Origin of the sequence: Tardiphaga sp. 768_D3_N2_1 (assembly GCF_052076105.1) — a bacterium.
Classification (GTDB): domain Bacteria; phylum Pseudomonadota; class Alphaproteobacteria; order Rhizobiales; family Xanthobacteraceae; genus Tardiphaga.
Map to the genome: position 1 here is coordinate 1,454,100 of NZ_CP197245.1, position 15,997 is coordinate 1,470,096.

Genomic DNA, 15,997 nt, shown 5'->3' on the forward strand with positions numbered 1-15,997 from the left:
CACAGCCGCTTCATGCTGTAGAAGCGGCTGATGCTGGGACGCATTTTCACTGTCGGCGGATATACGCTGCTCTCGCGGATCACTGGCTTCGCGCGCGACATCATGCTTGCGGCGATCCTTGGCGCAGGACCGGTGGCCGATGCCTTCTTCGTGGCGCTGCGACTGCCCAATCATTTTCGCGCTATTTTCGCCGAAGGGGCGTTCAATGCCGCCTTCGTGCCGGCCTATGCCCATGTGACGGGGAAGGGCGGCCCGCAATCGGCGCATCTGTTCGCCGACCGCATTTTCACGCTGCTGTTTGCATCGCAGGTCGTGCTGCTCATCCTGGCCATCCTGTTTATGCCACAGGCCATGAGCATTCTCGCGCCGGGCTTCACTGACGACCCCGTCCAGCGCCATCTTGCCATCGAGCTGACACGCATCACCTTTCCCTATCTGCTGCTGATCACGCTGGTCACGCTCTATGGCGGCATGCTGAACGTGATGCAGCGGTTCGCCAGTGCCGCGGCGGCCTCGATCTTCCTCAATATCTCGATGATGGCCACCCTGGCGCTCGCCACCTTTTTTCCGAGCGCGGGTCATGCCGCTGCCTGGGGCGTGCTGATCTCCGGCGTGCTGCAATATCTGCTTCTCGCCGGTGACTTGCAGCGCCATGGCGGGTTACCGCGTTTCGCGCCGCTGCGCCTCGACGAGGACGTGCGCGGCTTCTTCCGCGCGCTCGGCCCGGCGACGCTGGGCTCCATGGGCACGCAGGTCGCATTGTTTGCCGACACCATCATCGCGACCTTCCTGCCGGTCGGCGCGCTATCGGCGCTGTATTATGCCGACCGTCTCAACCAGTTACCCATCGGGGTGATCGGCATCGCCATCGGCACGGTGCTTTTGCCGGAAATGTCACGGCGGATGGCGGCAGACGATCACGTCGGCGCCATGGGCGCGCAGCGCCGCGCCTTCCTGTTCACACTGCTGTTCTCGCTGCCCTTCGTCGCTGCATTTCTCGTGGTGCCCGACGTCATCATGCGCGCGATGTTTGCCCGCGGGGCCTTCACCAAGGCCGATGCTGCGGTCGCTGCGGCGACGCTCGCCGCCTATGCCGTAGCGCTTATCCCCTTCGTGATGATCCGCAGCGCGGTAGCAACCTTCAATGCCCGCAAGGACACCACGACGCCGATGATTGCCGCGCTCACCGGCATCGCAGTCAACGTCGCGCTGAAGCTTCTGCTGATGGGGCCTCTGGCGCAGATCGGCCTCGCGCTTGGCACCGCGGCGGGCGCCTGGATCAATCTGTTGCTGGTCATCTTCTTTGCCATGCGCGCAGGCTATCTCGAATTTGACAGCGCATTTCTGCTGGCGCTGGGCAAATTCGCTCTGACCGGCGTGGTCCTCGCGGCGGTGCTGTGGGGCGCCGCGCGTCTTGCGGCGGAGCAGTTTGCGGGCCTTACCAGCCTCCGCGACGAAGCGACGCTGGGCGTTCTCATCATCGTGACTTTGGTTGTCTATTGCGTATCGATTCTGGCGCTGTTTGGCAGGAGCTGGCTTCGCAATCTGGTGCGCCCCCGCTAACTCGCGCGAACGTGTCTCATGTCGCGTAGCGATATTGCACCGCCCACTTGCCGTCCTCCCTTTGCTGTGTAGATTGTTTCTAAATTGCAGTCGGAGGACCAATGGCCCCCATCAAATTCGGCGTCGGACAGAGTGTCCTGCGTAAGGAAGACGACGCCCTCATTCGTGGCCGTGGCCGCTATACCGACGATCATGCGCCCGCCGCGTTGCATGCCCTTGTGCTGCGCTCACCGCACGCCCATGCCAATTTCACCGTCGATGTCAGCAAGGCGCGCACGCTTCCAGGTGTCGCTGCGATTCTGACGTCAGAGGACACCAAGGACCTTGGCGGTCTGCCGTGCCTGTTCAATCTTGAGGATCATCCTTTCACCGGGCCGGATTATCCGATCCTCGCCGCTGGGGAAGTTCGCCATGTCGGCGACGCCGTGGCCTTCGTCGTTGCGGAGACTGTTGCGCAAGCGCGCGATGCGATTGAGGCGATCGAGGTCGACTGGAAGCCGCTGCCGTCTGTGAACGGTCTGGTCAATGCCGTCGCCAAGGGCGCGCCGCAAGTGTGGGCCAAGCATCCCGGCAACATCCTGTTCGATGTGCCGATCGGCGACAAGAAGGCGGTCGATGCGGTGTTCGCCAAGGCGCCAGTCGTCGCCGAAGTGAAGATCGTAAATCCGCGCGTCATCATCAACTACATGGAGACGCGCGCGGCGATTTGCGAATACGATGCCAAGCGCGATTACATGACGCTGACCATCGGCAGCCAGGGCAGCCATCGTCTGCGCGACATCCTCTGCGACAACGTGCTGAAGATGCCGAAGGACAAGATGCGCGTGATCTGCCCCGATGTCGGTGGCGGTTTCGGCACGCGGCTGTTTCCCTATCGCGAATATGCGCTGGTGGCCTTTGCCGCCAAGAAGCTTGGCAAGAATGTGAAGTGGGCGGCGGACCGCACCGATCACTTCCTTGGCGACGCGCAGGGCCGTGACAACGTCACTCATGCACGCATGGCGCTTAGCGAGGACGGCAAGTTTCTCGCCATGGATGTCGACTTGATGGCCGATATGGGCGCGTATCTGTCGACCTTCGGGCCGTATATCCCGCATGGCGGCGCCGGCATGCTGCCGGGGCTGTACGACATCCAGGCCTTCCATTGCCGGGTCCGCACGGTGTTCACGAATTCAGTGCCGGTGGATGCCTATCGCGGCGCGGGCCGTCCCGAAGCGGCCTATGTGGTCGAGCGTCTTGTCGATCAATGCGCGCGCAAGCTCGGCATGTCCCCCGATGCGATCCGCCGCAAGAATTTCATTCCGCCAAAGGCGATGCCGTACAAGACCGCGACCGGCAAGGTGTACGACTCCGGTGATTTCACCGCGCATATGAAGCGCGCGATGGATGTCGCGGGCTGGAAGGAGTTTCCAAAGCGCGCCAAGGCCGCGAAGAAAGAGGGCCTGGTTCGCGGTATCGGCATGGCCACCTATGTGGAAGTCTGCGGCACCATGGGTGACGAGACCGCCAATGTTGCTGTTGGCACTGATGGCGACATCACCATCCTGATCGGCACGCAGTCGACCGGGCAGGGCCACCACACAGCCTATGCCCAGATTGTCGCCGAACAGTTCGGCGTGACACCGGACCGCGTTCACATCGTCCAGGGCGATACCGCGAAGGTGGCGACCGGCCTCGGTACCGGCGGCTCTGCCTCGATCCCGACCGGCGGCGTCAGCGTGCAGCGCGCCACCAGGCAGCTCGGTATCAACCTCAAGGAGCTCGCGGCGGATGTGCTGGAAACCAGCGCGGCTGACCTCGAGATCGTTGGCGGCGTGGTGAAGATCGCCGGTACCGACCGTTCGGTGTCATTCGCAGATCTCGCGAAGAAGGCCGATCCGTCGAAGCTCAATGCGTCGGAAACCTTTAGCAGCGCCGACGGCACCTTCCCCAACGGCACCCATTTGGTCGAGGTCGAGATCGATCCGGCGACCGGCAAGATCGCCATTGTCAATTACGTCATCGTCGACGATTTCGGCGTCACGCTGAACCCGTTGCTGCTGGCCGGCCAGGTTCATGGCGGCACCATGCAGGGCATCGGCCAGGCGCTGATGGAGCAGGCAGTCTATGATCCCAAGGATGGTCAGCTCGTCACCGGCACCTTCATGGATTACGCATTGCCGCGCGCGGCCGACGGTGCGGCATTCTCGTTCGAGACCCACAACATCCCGTGCACGACCAATCCGCTAGGGGTGAAGGGTGCGGGCGAGGCCGGCGCCATCGGCTCCTGTCCGGCCGTGATGAACGCCATCATCGATGGCCTCCATCGCGAATACAAAATCGAGCACATCGACATGCCCGCAACTCCGGAGCGGGTGTGGATGGCGATCCGCGAGCACGAACGGCTCCACAGGCTGTAGAGCGCCACCGCCGGGAATAGCCCGATGGTGGTGGGGTTCATCTACATGTTGCAAACTAGTCCTAATCGAATTCCAAACAGGGGTATTGGTTGATGAAACGTGCGCTTCTCGTTGTCGGAGCTTTGCTGTTGGGTGTGGGGGCGGTCTCGGCCCAGCAGGAGATCGTCAAGGAACGCCAGACGCTGATGAAGTCCAATGGTCGTGCTCTTGGCGGCACGCTCAGCGCGATGGCCAAGGGCGACAAGCCCTATGATCAGGCCGCGGTCGAGGCCGCGCTGACCGTGTTGGACGACACCGCCAAAAAGCTGCCGACGCTATTTCCGGACAGCACCAAGGGCCTGAAAGCTGAAGGTGACTATTCGACGTCGCCGAAGGTCTGGGAAGACAAGGCAGGTTTCGATGCCCACATCGTCACCTTCGCCAAGGCCGTCACCGATGCCAAGGCCAAGATCAAGGACCTCGACAGCCTTAAGGCGAATGTCGGCGGCATCGGCAAGGCATGCGGCGGCTGCCACGAGACGTTTCGTCTGAAGGTCTAAGGTCGACCGCGCCTCGCAAAAGAAAAGGGCGAACGCCGCGGCGCTCGCCCTTGTTCTTAAATCGCAGTCGGCACGAATGTTACTTCGTCACCTGTCCGCGGATCTCGCCGCCCTTGTGCGCTTCGGTGTGGACGTTGACATAGTACTTGCCGGCCATCAGGTCGGCGGCCTGTGCGTCGGTCAGCGTGGCGCTGCCTTCGCTGCCACTGGTGGCCGGTGTGATCGGTACGGCCACGCCGGCATTCTTGCCGGGTTCGGCGGGGCCGTGGAAATGCGCCATGGTCGCAGGACCCGTAAGGCCGGAATAGGTCAGCTTCCAGGTCAGCTTCTTGGTGGCGGGATCGAAGTCGATATCGGCGGTGCCCTTGCCGGGGCTGGTATTGGCGGGCACTTCGGATGCGCTGTCGAGGGTCGCCTTCATCTTGTCGGCGAAAGCAGGGCCGGCGAGGGCGATGCTGGCGCCAAACGCGAGGGATGCGAGCATGATCGAACGGGGTGACATGATTTTCTCCCTGATGGTGGCGAGGTCGTCACGGTTGGAAACATCCGAGACGCCAATTCATTCCTCGAAGGCTTAAGGGATGGATCACGATTTCGTTCCGGCAGCGGCCGTTCGACGCGCTGCATCTACTGAAGTTTGACCAGGATACCGATTGGACATGCGTGTGCTGAAACGGCTTTTCATTCTCGCACTTGTCGCGGTCGTCATCGGCCTTGGCGTGTTCTGGTGGCTAACGATTCCAGCGACGGTGGCTGCGAGCACGCTCCCGCCGCACACGCCCAATCCCGGCAATGGCGCGGTGGTCTTCAATGCCGGTGGCTGCTCGTCATGCCATGCGACGCCGGCGCAGCAGGATCGGCTCAAGCTCGGTGGCGGGCTGCCGCTGACATCACCGTTCGGTACGTTCTATGTACCGAACATCTCGCCTGATCCTGCCGCCGGTATCGGCCGCTGGAGTGAAGCTGATTTCGTTACGGCACTGCTGAAAGGCACTTCGCCGAACGGCTCGCACTACTTTCCGGCCTTTCCATACACGTCCTATCAGCACATGAAGGTGGAGGACGCGCGCGACCTGTTTGCCTATCTGAAGACACTGCCACAAGTGGCGAGCAAGGCGCCGGATCATGCGGTGCCATTTCCATTTAACGTCCGCCGCAACCTCGGTGTCTGGAAATTGCTGTTTCTTGATGGCAAGCCGTTCGTGGCGGATGCGTCGAAGTCACCGCAGTGGAATCGTGGCAGCTATCTGGTCAATGCGCTGGGCCACTGTGCCGAGTGCCACAGCCCGCGCAACGCGCTGGGCGGCATTGTAACGGCACAGCGCTTTGCCGGAGGTCCGAATCCTGACGGAGACGGCTGGGTGCCCAACATCACCCAGAAGCGCCTCGGCGACTGGAGTGAGAAGGACATCGCCTATTTCCTCGAAACCGGGCAGACCCCGGACGGCGACACCGCCGGTGGCTCCATGGGCCGCGTGATCCGCAATACCTCCCAGTTGAGCGCCGAGGATCGCTCGGCGATCGCGCTCTATCTGAAGTCGCTGCCCCCGGTAGAGGGGCCGCCAAAGCCCGCTAAAAAGGGTTAAAGCCGCCCGCGCAAGGTTGGGTTGTGGCGCGGGTGCAGCCGTGCATGGAAACCCGAAAAGCCATGTCGCATCGGTGGTTTTCGCGGGGCTGCTCACGTGATTGTGTGGTGCAACATTCCGCCGCCGGGCGATTCCCCCTGATCCCGGTTTCCACGATCCCGTTTCCCCCGATCTCATGAATATCCTCAAAGCCGTGTCGCTGAAGATTGCCAGCACCATGGCGTTTGCCATCATGGGCGCCCAGGGCCGCTATCTCGGCAGTGAGGTGCCACTCGGCGAAATCGTGTTCGCCCGCGGGTTGTTTGCGCTGATCCCGATCATGCTGTTTTTCGGCTGGCGCGGTCAGTTGCGGGGTGCGCTGCGCACCAACCGTGTCTCCGCGCATCTGGTGCGCGGTTCGTTCAGCGTGATCGGCACCTTCTGCACCTTCGGCGCGCTGGCGCGGCTGCCGATCGCGGATGTGACCGCCATCGCCTTCATCGCGCCGCTGATCACGGTGGTCTTCGCCGCGATCTTCCTGAAGGAGCAGGTGCACGCCTATCGCTGGTCGGCGGTGGCGATCGGCTTTTCCGGGGTGATCCTGATGCTGTCGCCGTATTTCCACGACCACGCGGCGCTGACCACGTCGATGATCATCGGTCTGTCGCTGGCGTTGCTGAACGCCTTCTCGTCGGGCGGTGCGACCATCCAGATCCGCCGGCTGACCGCAACGGAGTCCTCATCCGCGATCGTCATCTTCATGACGCTGATCGTGATGGGAGCATCACTGCTCACGGCGCCATTCGGCTGGCGCTGGCCGACGAGTTTCGAACTGACGTTATTGGTCGGCATCGGGATTTCCGGCGGCCTCGGCCAGATGCTGTTCACCGAGAGCTATCGCTACGCGCCGGCGTCCTTCCTGGCGCCGTTCGACTACACGGCGATGCTGTGGGCCTTCCTGCTTGGCTTCTGGATGTTCGGCGAGGTGCCGACGCCTTACGTGGTCGGTGGCGCGGTGATTGTCGCGGGCGCAGGCATTTTCGTCATCCTGCGCGAACGCCATCTCGGCCTGAAGCGGCTGCGCGACACACCCATGTCGCCGATCTCCACCATGGCCGATGATGAAGCCGATCCGGATGCGCCCGTCGCCATCCGCACAAAGTAGCGCTGATTTTCGGTCAATTTTGCTGCAATGCACACCGCGTTTCGCTGGCAAGTTGCGACGTTTCGATTTTAGAACGCACGCAAATCACGAGGCCTTGCTCCCGCCACGCAGCTGGATTTATATGCATTTGCTGCTTTCACGCGGCATCCCGTGCATGACGGGCTCATGAGGCGAAATGGCTGCGCAAGGATGCTTGCCGGACGTATCGTTTCTTCCCAGATAGACCCGGCTGCACAGCGTTTTCCGACGACAGACGTTCCCGAAATCAAAGAGGTTACCAATGGTCAACCGCCTGCAATTCTACATCGATGGCGCCTGGGTCGATCCCGTCGTCAAGAAGACCACCCCCGTCGTCAATCCGGCGACCGAAGAAGCGATGTATGACATTGCGCTGGGCTCCAAGGCCGACGTCGACAAGGCTGTCGCCGCTGCCAAGCGCGCTTTCGAGACGTTCTCCCAGACCACCCGTGAAGAGCGCATCGCGCTGCTGGAAAAGATCATCGCGGTCTACAAGACCCGCATGTCGGATATCGGCGCGTCGGTCTCCGACGAGATGGGCGCTCCGCTGCCGATGGCTGAGCGGCTGCAGGCCGGTGCCGGCCTCGGGCACCTCGTCGCCACCCTGGACGTGCTGAAGACCTATCAGTTCGACGAGCCGCACAACGCTGCGATGATCACGAAGGAGCCGGTCGGCGTCGTCGGTATGATCACCCCGTGGAACTGGCCGCTGAACCAGATCGCCTGCAAGGTCGCGCCCGCGCTCGCCGCCGGCTGCACCATGCTGCTCAAGCCGTCCGAATACACTCCGACCTCGGCGCTGATCTTCGCGGAAATCCTCCACGAAGCGGGCGTGCCGAAGGGCGTGTTCAACCTTGTGAACGGTCTTGGTCCCGATGTTGGCGTCGCCATGAGCGAGCATCCGGACATCGACATGATCTCCTTCACGGGTTCAACCCGCGCCGGCATCGACGTTGCCAAACGCGCCGCGAACACCGTGAAGCGCGTCAGCCAGGAACTCGGCGGCAAGTCGCCGAACGTGATCCTCGACGGCGCTGACTTCGTGAAGGCCGTCACCGGCGGCGTCGCGCACATGTTCAACAACTCCGGACAGTCGTGCAACGCGCCGAGCCGCATGATCGTGCCGCAGGCGAAGATGAAGGAAATCGCCGCCATTGCGAAGGCGCAGGCCGACAAGACCAAGGCCGGCGATCCGCGTGCCGACGGCACCGTCATCGGTCCGGTGGTCAATCGTGGCCAGTGGGACAAGATCCAGGGCCTGATCCAGAAGGGCATCGAGGAAGGCGCCACGCTGGTCGCCGGTGGCCCCGGCCTGCCGGAAGGCGTCAACAAGGGCTTCTATGTGCGTCCGACGATCTTCGCTGACGTCACCGAGAACATGACCATCGCGCGCGAGGAAATCTTCGGGCCGGTGCTCGTGATCATGGGATCCAAGGACGAAGCCGATGCGCTCCGCATCGCCAACGACACGCCCTATGGCCTCGCTGGCTATGTCTCGGCTGACACCGTCGAGAACGCCCGCAAGTTCGGTCGCCGTATCCGCGCCGGCAACGTCAACCTGCAGGGCGCTCCGAACGACCGCACCGCGCCGTTCGGCGGCTACAAGCAGTCCGGCAACGGCCGCGAATGGGGCAAGCACGGTCTCGAGGACTTCCTCGAGGTCAAGGCGATCGCCGGCTACACCGCGGCTTAAGACCGCGCATTCGAAGCAACAGCTTCGTGACTGACAGACGCCGGGGCAGCAATGCTCCGGCGTCTTTGTTTCGACGACCAGCGAAAAGGCAGATGTGGTGCCGGCAGCGGGACCGCGAACGGCTCGGTTGGCCTGCGATTTAACCCTTCATTGAGAATACAGGTATCGACGTCGCCAAATACACCAGTCCGTTAGATATCGCGGGCATGATCCGGTCGAAAGTCGTCTTGCACCAAGCCGAAGGTGACGTCGTTGGCCGGAACACAAATGATGGAGGATCTGCGCGCGCGTATTGCTTCGCTACGGCGCATGCTGGCCTCGACGGCAGGACTGATCGGATCCGATTATGCGACGAAAGAGCAAGCATGGGAAATGCTGGAAGGGCTCTTCAGTCCGCTCGCGCATGCATTGACTGCGACGGCCATCGCGCTCATCGCGTGGCATAACTGGTACGTCTACGGGTCTTTTGCCTCCGTACCGGCCGCCGTCATCGTTATCGGAACGTTTGGCCTTCGCCTTGTTTTCGTCCGCCGCTATCACCGGCGCGGGCTGGACGCGCGGGTTTCCGATTGGGTCCGCCTGTTTGCGACCTCAAGCTTCATCGCAGCTCTGGGCTGGGGCTCAAGCCTGTCGATTCTGCTTTACACCACCGAAGGGGCGACCAGGTTTGCTGTCTTCGCGTTGATTTGCGCTCCGATCCAGGGGGCTAGCGCGCGCGCCTATGCCATGCCGGGGGTGGTGATCCTCCATATCAGCATCGTGCTGGCCATGATCAGCGTCACGGCAACGTTTTTTGGCGTTACGGTCGCCATTCCGCTGGCGCTTCTCTATCTCTGCTATCAAGTCGGCTTCGTTTCCGAGCTGTTTACGCTGCGCACGAGAATGCTGAAGGCCGATTATGATCACCGCGCATTGCTCGGCCAGGTGACGCGTTACAATTCAGACCTTGCAGTCATGAATGCCCGGCTGTCGACATTTGCGCTGACCGATGGTCTGACCGGCGTCAGCAACCGGCGGGATTTCGATCAAAAGCTGAAACAGAGTTTGCAGGATCAGCCCATGTGCGCCGTGCCGCTGGCGCTGCTGTTGATCGATGTCGATCATTTCAAGCGCTTCAATGATGATTTCGGACATCTGATCGGCGACGAATGCCTGAAGCTCGTGGCGGCTGCGATCCGGGGCGTGGAGCGCGCCGACGATTTCACGGCGCGTTACGGCGGCGAGGAATTCGCGCTCATCCTGCCCGCGACGACCCGCATCGATGCGCTGAAGATCGCCGAACGGGTGCGACATGCCGTTGAAAACATGGACTGCCGTGCTTTGCCAAACGCCGCCAGAGGGCTGACCGTGAGTATTGGCGTCGGCATCGCTGTAGCCAACGCGAACATTCAGCCGCGCATGCTGGTCGAGGCGGCCGACAGTGCTTTGTACCTGGCCAAGCAAAGCGGCCGCAATTGCGTCCGGGACGGTGTGGCGTCAGGGCAGACGCTGCAACAGATCGCCTGATCGATCACCCTCCCAGCGCACCCTGCGTGTTCACATAGACCGCATAGATCGACTGGCTCGACGCCATGAACAGCCGGTTGCGTTTCACGCCGCCGAAACAAACATTGGCACAGCGTTCGGGCAGGGCGATGCGGCCGATCTGTTCGCCGTCAGGCGCAAAGACGAAGACGCCGTCGAGCTCCGGCTTGCCCATACCCCAGCCACACCACAGATTGCCGTCGATATCGCAGCGCATGCCGTCGGGCGTGCCCGGGCCCGCATCGATCAGTACGCGCTTGTTCTTCAGCGCCTTGCCGTCGGCGACAACGTCGTAAGCGAGAATCTTGCGGTTCGGCACGCCGCGGGATTCCACGACATAGAGCAGCTTCTCGTCGGGCGAAAAACACAGTCCGTTCGGGCCGAGCACATCATCAGCGACGATGGTGGACTTCAACGTATCGCCATCGATGCGATAGATGTTCTGGCCGATCTCGGACGGCGCCTTGTTGCCCTCATAGTCGCTCATCAGGCCGAACGGCGGATCGGTGAACCAGATCGAACCGTCGGACTTCACTACAACGTCATTCGGCGAGTTCAGCTTCTTGCCTTCGAAATTGTCCATCAGCACCGTGATCGTACCGTCATATTCGGTGCGGGTGATGCGGCGGCCGTGTTCGCAGGTGATCAGGCGTCCCTGGCGATCCCGCGTGTTGCCATTGCCGTAATTCGATGGCTTGCGGAAGTCACTGATCGCGCCGGTTTCCTCTTCCCATTTGATAATGCGGTTGTTGGGAATGTCGGAGCACAACAGATAGCGCCCATCGCCAAACCATACCGGCCCTTCGGCCCAACGCATGCCGGTGGCGATGCGTTCGATGGCGCCGAGCTTGATCCAGTATTTTTCGAAGCGGGGGTCGAGGGCGTGGATGGCGGGATCGGGATAATAGGTGGCGGGACGCCAGCCGGGGGAGGTCGTTGCATCGGACATTGTTGTCTCGTTCGTTATCGTTTCCTCGGATACGTTTGCTAACATTGGGGAGGACAGGCGGCAAGCAATGCCGGTTACGCCGCCTTGCCGTTACGCCGCTGCCGCGCCATACTTGTCTGACAACTGACAACATCGCGAGGGACGGAATGCCAAAGATCTTGATGACGGGCGCATCAGGCGGAATCGGTACGCGTTTGCGGGAATTGCTGCCGTCGATCTATCCGGACCTCGTGTTGAGCGATCTCACCACGCCGCCAAATCTCAAGCCAACCGAGAACTTCAAACAGGCCGATCTCGCCGATCTCGCCGCGGTGGAGGCGATCTGCGAAGGTGTCGACGGCATCCTGCATTTCGGCGGCTTTTCGGTGGAGGGTCCATGGGACACTATCCTGCAGGCCAATATCATCGGTGGCTACAATCTGTTCGAGGCCGCGCGCAAGAAGGGCGTCAAGCGCATTATCTTCGCGTCATCGAACCACGCGGTCGGCTTCTATCCGCGGCACAGCAAGATCCCGCCGGATGTCACGGTGCGGCCGGACAGCCGCTACGGTGTCAGCAAGGTGTTCGGCGAAGCGGTGGGCTCGCTCTATGCCGACAAATACGGGCTGTCAGTAACGTGTCTGCGCATCGGCAACTTCGGCGACAGGCCGCTGGACCAGCGCCGGCTGTCGATCTGGCTGAAACCCGAGGATCTGGTGCAGCTCTGCCAGATCGGGCTCGAACATCCTGCGATCCATTTCGAGGTGCTGTATGGCGCTTCCTATAACGAGCGCGCCTGGTGGGACAATTCCCGCGCCTATGAGCTCGGCTATCGCCCGACCGGCAAGGCCGAGGATTACCGCGAGCACGCAATGGCGGAACAGGCGAAGATGAAGCCCGATGCGGTCGGCGATTTCTATCAGGGCGGCGCATTTTGCAGCGCCGAATTCGCTGGCGATTTCAGCAAGGTCTGGGAGCCGAAATAGGGCCCAGCCAGTCCGTCCCGCGCATTGACAAGAATTTTGGCGGCTTCATAAGAAGCATTCAAAACAAGCTTGGAATGGGAACGCGACATGGCCGACGGATTGCGCAAGGGGCTCACGAGTTACGGCGATGCTGGCTTTTCGCTGTTCCTGCGCAAGGCCTTCATCAAGGCCATGGGCTATTCCGACGATGCGCTGGACCGGCCCATCGTCGGCATCACCAACACCCATAGCGATTACAATCCCTGTCACGGCAATTCGCCGCAGATCATCGAGGCCGTAAAGCGCGGCGTGATGCTGGCCGGCGCGCTGCCGATGGTGTTTCCGACCATCTCGATCGGCGAAAGCTTCGCCCATCCGACCTCGATGTATCTGCGCAATCTGATGGCGATGGATACCGAGGAGATGATCAAGGCGCAGCCGATGGATGCGGTGGTTGTGATCGGCGGCTGCGACAAGACGCTGCCGGCGCAGATCATGGCGGCGCTGTCGGTCGATCTGCCGACGGTGGTGATCCCTGTCGGCCCGATGGTTGTTGGTCATCACAAGGGCGAGGTGCTGGGCGCCTGCACCGACTGCCGGCGCATGTGGGGCAAGTTCCGTGCGGGCGAGATCGACCAGCAGGAGATTGACGACGTCAATGCGCGTCTCGCGCCGTCGGTCGGCACCTGCATGGTGATGGGCACGGCCTCCACCATGGCCTGCATCACCGAGGCCATGGGCCTGTCGCTGCCCATGAGCGCGACAATTCCGGCGCCGCATGCGGAGCGTTTTCGGTCGGCCGAAGCGAGCGGCAAGGTTGCCGCGACGCTCGCCAAAAACAAGGGGCCGAAGCCGAGCGAATTCCTGACGCCGGGCTCGTTCCGCAATGCCCAGGTCGTGCTGCAGGCGATTGGCGGTTCGACCAATGGACTCATTCATCTCACCGCGATGGCCAACCGCACGCCGAACCGGATTGATCTTGCCGCTTTCGATGAACTCGGCCGCGACGTGCCGGTGCTTGTCGATCTGAAGCCGTCAGGTGATCACTATATGGAGCACTTCCATCACGCCGGCGGCGTGCCGAAACTGATGGCGCAGCTCGGCGATCTCATCGATCTCGACGCAAAATCTGTCACCGGCGAGACGCTGCGCGAGATCGTGGCGAATGCCGAAGAGGTGCCGGGTCAGGACGTGATCCGCTCGAAGGACGACCCGATCAAGCGCGAAGGCGGGCTGGCGATCCTGCACGGTAATCTGGCGCCGCGCAGCGCCGTCATCAAGCATTCCGCCGCGTCGCCGAAACTGATGCAACACACCGGCCGCGCCGTCGTGTTCGAGTCCGTCGAGGACATGACCAACCGCGTCGACAGTCCCGATCTCGACGTCAATGCTGATGACGTGCTGGTGCTGCGTAATGCCGGTCCGAGGGGCGCGCCGGGCATGCCGGAGGCGGGCTATCTGCCGATCCCGATGAAGCTGGCGCGATCAGGCGTGAAGGACATGGTGCGCATCTCTGACGCGCGCATGAGCGGCACGGCGTTCGGCACCATCGTTCTGCATATCACGCCGGAAAGCGCCGTGGGCGGTCCGCTGGCGCTGGTGAAGAACGGCGACATGATCCGGCTGGATGTGGCGAAGCGGTCGATCGATCTGTTGGTCGACGATGCCGAGCTTGCGAAGCGCCAAGCTGCGCTTCCACGGGCGAAAACGCCGGACTGGGCGAAGCGCGGCTATGCGCATCTGTTCTACGGCACGATCACACAGGCGGACGAGGGCTGCGACTTCGACTTCATGCGTGCGGAGGGGAAGGACTAACGCTAGCCAGTCGCCGCTGACACTTCTTGCGCTGTCGGCATCGATGGCCCGGCGCCCATCCGCTGCACGCAAAGCGAGGCGGCGACATTGGCATAGCCAATGGCGCTCTGCAGTGAGTGTCCATCCGCAAGCTGCGCGGCAACAGCGCCCACGAAACAGTCGCCGGCACCGGTGGTGTCGATGGCTTTCACGGGGCGGCCAGCCGCCAAATGTACATCTCCATCGACCAGCGCGATCACGCCGCGCCTGCCCAGCGTGACGCAGATGTTCGGCCGATGACCAGTCTGCAGTGTCGAAGCGGCATCGACAAATCGCGCATCGGGATCTGTTTCATGCAGTTCGACACCTGCGAGCAGGCCGAGTTCGCTTTCATTGAGGATCAGGACATCGACCAGAGCCATGAGCTCGCGGTCGATCGGCATCGCCGGTGCCGGATTGAGAATCGTCGTTGCACCGGATGCGCGCGCCCGCGTGAAGAAAACCGTGATGGTCGGCAGCGGAATTTCAAACTGGCTGACGGCAACATCGCCCTGCCGGAATGCGGGCGCGGCGGCATCGGCCGCGCTCACCAACGCATTGGCGCCGGGAACGACAACAATGGTGTTGTCGGCATTTGCCACGGTGATGATCGCCGTTCCGGTACTAACGCCACTGATCTCGCGGACGTGAGCGAGATCGACGCCTTGCATGGCCAGAAATGCCCTGGTGTCACGCCCGAAGGCATCCGCGCCGGTACTGCCGATCAGCATGGTCGCAGCACCAAGTTTCGCTGCAGCAACGGCCTGGTTCGCGCCCTTGCCGCCGGGAAAATACAACACCTCGCGGCCAGTCACGGTCTCGCCGATCGCCGGATGGCGGTCGGCGGTCGCGACCACGTCCATATTGATGCTGCCGGCGACGACAATCCGGCCCATGGTGGTCACACCTGCGCCCGATATTCCTCACGCACCGCCGCGATGTCAGCCAATGTCGGTAGTCCCGCTTCATTGCCAAGTCGCTGGATCTTGAAGGTCGATGCGGCCCGCGCGAATTTGAAATGCTCAGCCCAGCTATGGCCGGGATTGGCGAGGTACGAATAGACGTAAGCGCCGTGGAACACATCGCCGGCGCCGTTGGTGTCGATCACCTTGTCGCGCGGGATCGGCAATGCGGGGAGCGTGTGCACAGTGCCGGCCTCGTCATACCAGAGCAGGCCCTTCTCGCCGAGCGTGACGCCGCCGACGCGGCAGCCGCGGCTTTTGAGATAGTCGAGCATCTTCTCCGGCGTCAGGTCCATCTGCTCGCAGAGACGTTCGGCGACGATGGCGACATCGATGAATTCCAGCAGTTCATGGGTGTTGGTGCGCAAGCCGCCGCCGTCGAGTGAGGTGAGAATGCCGGCTTCGCGGCACAGCTTCGCATAGTGGATCGCCGCATCGGGCTGATGGCCATCGATATGGAGCGCGCGGCAGGCGCCGAGATTGAGCAGCGGGAACGGATGGATATGCTCGTCGTCGCGGCAGCGCACGATGGCGCGCTTGCCGTCCTTCGGCATGATGAAGGACAGCGACGAACTCGCCACCTTGCGCGGATGAATCTCGATGGCGTATTTCGCCGCCATGTCCATGAACATGCGGCCGAGCCAGTCATTGGCGACGGTGGCGATCAGATCGGGCACGATGCCCAGCTTGGCACAGCAGAAGGCAGCGGTGACCGCATTGCCGCCGAACGACACCGCATAGTCGGAGGCGACGTGCTTCTCGTCGCCGGTCGGCATGTGGTCGGTGATGAAGGTGACGTCGATATAGGTCTGTCCGATGAAGAGAGCCTGCATGAATCCGTCC

At 62.2% G+C, this 15,997-nt stretch carries 13 protein-coding genes; 9 read left to right on the plus strand and 4 right to left on the minus strand.

Annotated features, from left to right (window positions below):
* The first annotated feature begins 30 nt into the window (after nt 1–30).
* The 3 genes from murJ (at nt 31) to AB8A27_RS06570 (ending at nt 4,501) form a co-directional block, all read left to right on the plus strand.
* On the plus strand, nt 31–1,563 hold the full coding sequence (gene murJ / locus AB8A27_RS06560) for a murein biosynthesis integral membrane protein MurJ (protein WP_441241217.1): 1,533 nt from the start codon (nt 31–33) through the stop codon (nt 1,561–1,563).
* Nucleotides 1,564–1,664: 101 nt separating this feature from the next.
* Nucleotides 1,665–3,962, plus strand: a complete 2,298-nt coding sequence (locus AB8A27_RS06565; protein ID WP_441241218.1) for a xanthine dehydrogenase family protein molybdopterin-binding subunit — start codon at nt 1,665–1,667, stop codon at nt 3,960–3,962.
* 92 nt (nt 3,963–4,054) lie between these two features.
* A complete protein-coding gene (locus AB8A27_RS06570) occupies nt 4,055–4,501 on the plus strand; it encodes a c-type cytochrome (RefSeq protein WP_441241219.1) in 447 nt (148 codons plus the stop codon).
* Between the two features lie 79 nt (nt 4,502–4,580).
* Here AB8A27_RS06570 and AB8A27_RS06575 read toward each other — a convergent pair whose 3' ends face one another.
* The gene (locus AB8A27_RS06575; protein ID WP_441241220.1) at nt 4,581–5,003 is read right to left on the minus strand and encodes a CHRD domain-containing protein; all 423 of its coding nucleotides are present in this window, start codon (nt 5,001–5,003) and stop codon (nt 4,581–4,583) included.
* 163 nt (nt 5,004–5,166) lie between these two features.
* Here AB8A27_RS06575 and AB8A27_RS06580 point away from each other — a divergent pair, with 163 nt between their 5' ends.
* From AB8A27_RS06580 to AB8A27_RS06595, 4 genes are all read left to right on the plus strand, one after another.
* A complete protein-coding gene (locus tag AB8A27_RS06580) occupies nt 5,167–6,087 on the plus strand; it encodes a c-type cytochrome (protein WP_441244842.1) in 921 nt (306 codons plus the stop codon).
* A 175-nt stretch (nt 6,088–6,262) separates the two neighbouring features.
* Nucleotides 6,263–7,231: a DMT family transporter gene (locus AB8A27_RS06585; RefSeq protein ID WP_441241221.1), complete on the plus strand. Its 969-nt coding sequence runs from the start codon at nt 6,263–6,265 to the stop codon at nt 7,229–7,231.
* A gap of 280 nt (nt 7,232–7,511) precedes the next feature.
* On the plus strand, nt 7,512–8,942 hold the full coding sequence (locus tag AB8A27_RS06590; RefSeq protein WP_441241222.1) for an aldehyde dehydrogenase family protein: 1,431 nt from the start codon (nt 7,512–7,514) through the stop codon (nt 8,940–8,942).
* A 267-nt stretch (nt 8,943–9,209) separates the two neighbouring features.
* A complete protein-coding gene (locus AB8A27_RS06595; protein ID WP_441241223.1) occupies nt 9,210–10,448 on the plus strand; it encodes a GGDEF domain-containing protein in 1,239 nt (412 codons plus the stop codon).
* 4 nt (nt 10,449–10,452) lie between these two features.
* Here AB8A27_RS06595 and AB8A27_RS06600 read toward each other — a convergent pair whose 3' ends face one another.
* Complete coding sequence (locus AB8A27_RS06600) at nt 10,453–11,415, minus strand: SMP-30/gluconolactonase/LRE family protein (protein WP_441241224.1); 963 nt, start codon at nt 11,413–11,415, stop codon at nt 10,453–10,455.
* A 146-nt stretch (nt 11,416–11,561) separates the two neighbouring features.
* Here AB8A27_RS06600 and AB8A27_RS06605 point away from each other — a divergent pair, with 146 nt between their 5' ends.
* Nucleotides 11,562–12,380 (plus strand): NAD-dependent epimerase/dehydratase family protein, encoded by an 819-nt coding sequence (locus AB8A27_RS06605; RefSeq protein WP_441241225.1) that lies wholly within the window; start codon nt 11,562–11,564, stop codon nt 12,378–12,380.
* 87 nt (nt 12,381–12,467) lie between these two features.
* A complete protein-coding gene (locus AB8A27_RS06610) occupies nt 12,468–14,174 on the plus strand; it encodes an IlvD/Edd family dehydratase (protein ID WP_441241226.1) in 1,707 nt (568 codons plus the stop codon).
* Between the two features lie 2 nt (nt 14,175–14,176).
* Here the strand turns inward: AB8A27_RS06610 and AB8A27_RS06615 are convergent, their stop codons facing one another.
* Nucleotides 14,177–15,088 (minus strand): ribokinase, encoded by a 912-nt coding sequence (locus tag AB8A27_RS06615; RefSeq protein WP_441241227.1) that lies wholly within the window; start codon nt 15,086–15,088, stop codon nt 14,177–14,179.
* A 5-nt stretch (nt 15,089–15,093) separates the two neighbouring features.
* On the minus strand, nt 15,094–15,987 hold the full coding sequence (locus tag AB8A27_RS06620; RefSeq protein ID WP_441244843.1) for a sugar kinase: 894 nt from the start codon (nt 15,985–15,987) through the stop codon (nt 15,094–15,096).
* Nucleotides 15,988–15,997: the final 10 nt, after the last annotated feature.

Coding starts and splice junctions, on each gene's coding strand:
- AB8A27_RS06615 (WP_441241227.1), bottom strand. CDS start 15,088: ATGGGCCGGATTGTCGTCGCCGGCAGCATCAATATGGACGTGGTCGCG.
- AB8A27_RS06620 (WP_441244843.1), bottom strand. CDS start 15,987: ATGCAGGCTCTCTTCATCGGACAGACCTATATCGACGTCACCTTCATC.
- AB8A27_RS06605 (WP_441241225.1), top strand. CDS start 11,562: ATGCCAAAGATCTTGATGACGGGCGCATCAGGCGGAATCGGTACGCGT.
- AB8A27_RS06590 (WP_441241222.1), top strand. CDS start 7,512: ATGGTCAACCGCCTGCAATTCTACATCGATGGCGCCTGGGTCGATCCC.
- AB8A27_RS06595 (WP_441241223.1), top strand. CDS start 9,210: ATGATGGAGGATCTGCGCGCGCGTATTGCTTCGCTACGGCGCATGCTG.
- AB8A27_RS06575 (WP_441241220.1), bottom strand. CDS start 5,003: ATGTCACCCCGTTCGATCATGCTCGCATCCCTCGCGTTTGGCGCCAGC.
- AB8A27_RS06570 (WP_441241219.1), top strand. CDS start 4,055: ATGAAACGTGCGCTTCTCGTTGTCGGAGCTTTGCTGTTGGGTGTGGGG.
- AB8A27_RS06610 (WP_441241226.1), top strand. CDS start 12,468: ATGGCCGACGGATTGCGCAAGGGGCTCACGAGTTACGGCGATGCTGGC.
- AB8A27_RS06565 (WP_441241218.1), top strand. CDS start 1,665: ATGGCCCCCATCAAATTCGGCGTCGGACAGAGTGTCCTGCGTAAGGAA.
- murJ (WP_441241217.1), top strand. CDS start 31: ATGCTGGGACGCATTTTCACTGTCGGCGGATATACGCTGCTCTCGCGG.
- AB8A27_RS06585 (WP_441241221.1), top strand. CDS start 6,263: ATGAATATCCTCAAAGCCGTGTCGCTGAAGATTGCCAGCACCATGGCG.
- AB8A27_RS06600 (WP_441241224.1), bottom strand. CDS start 11,415: ATGTCCGATGCAACGACCTCCCCCGGCTGGCGTCCCGCCACCTATTAT.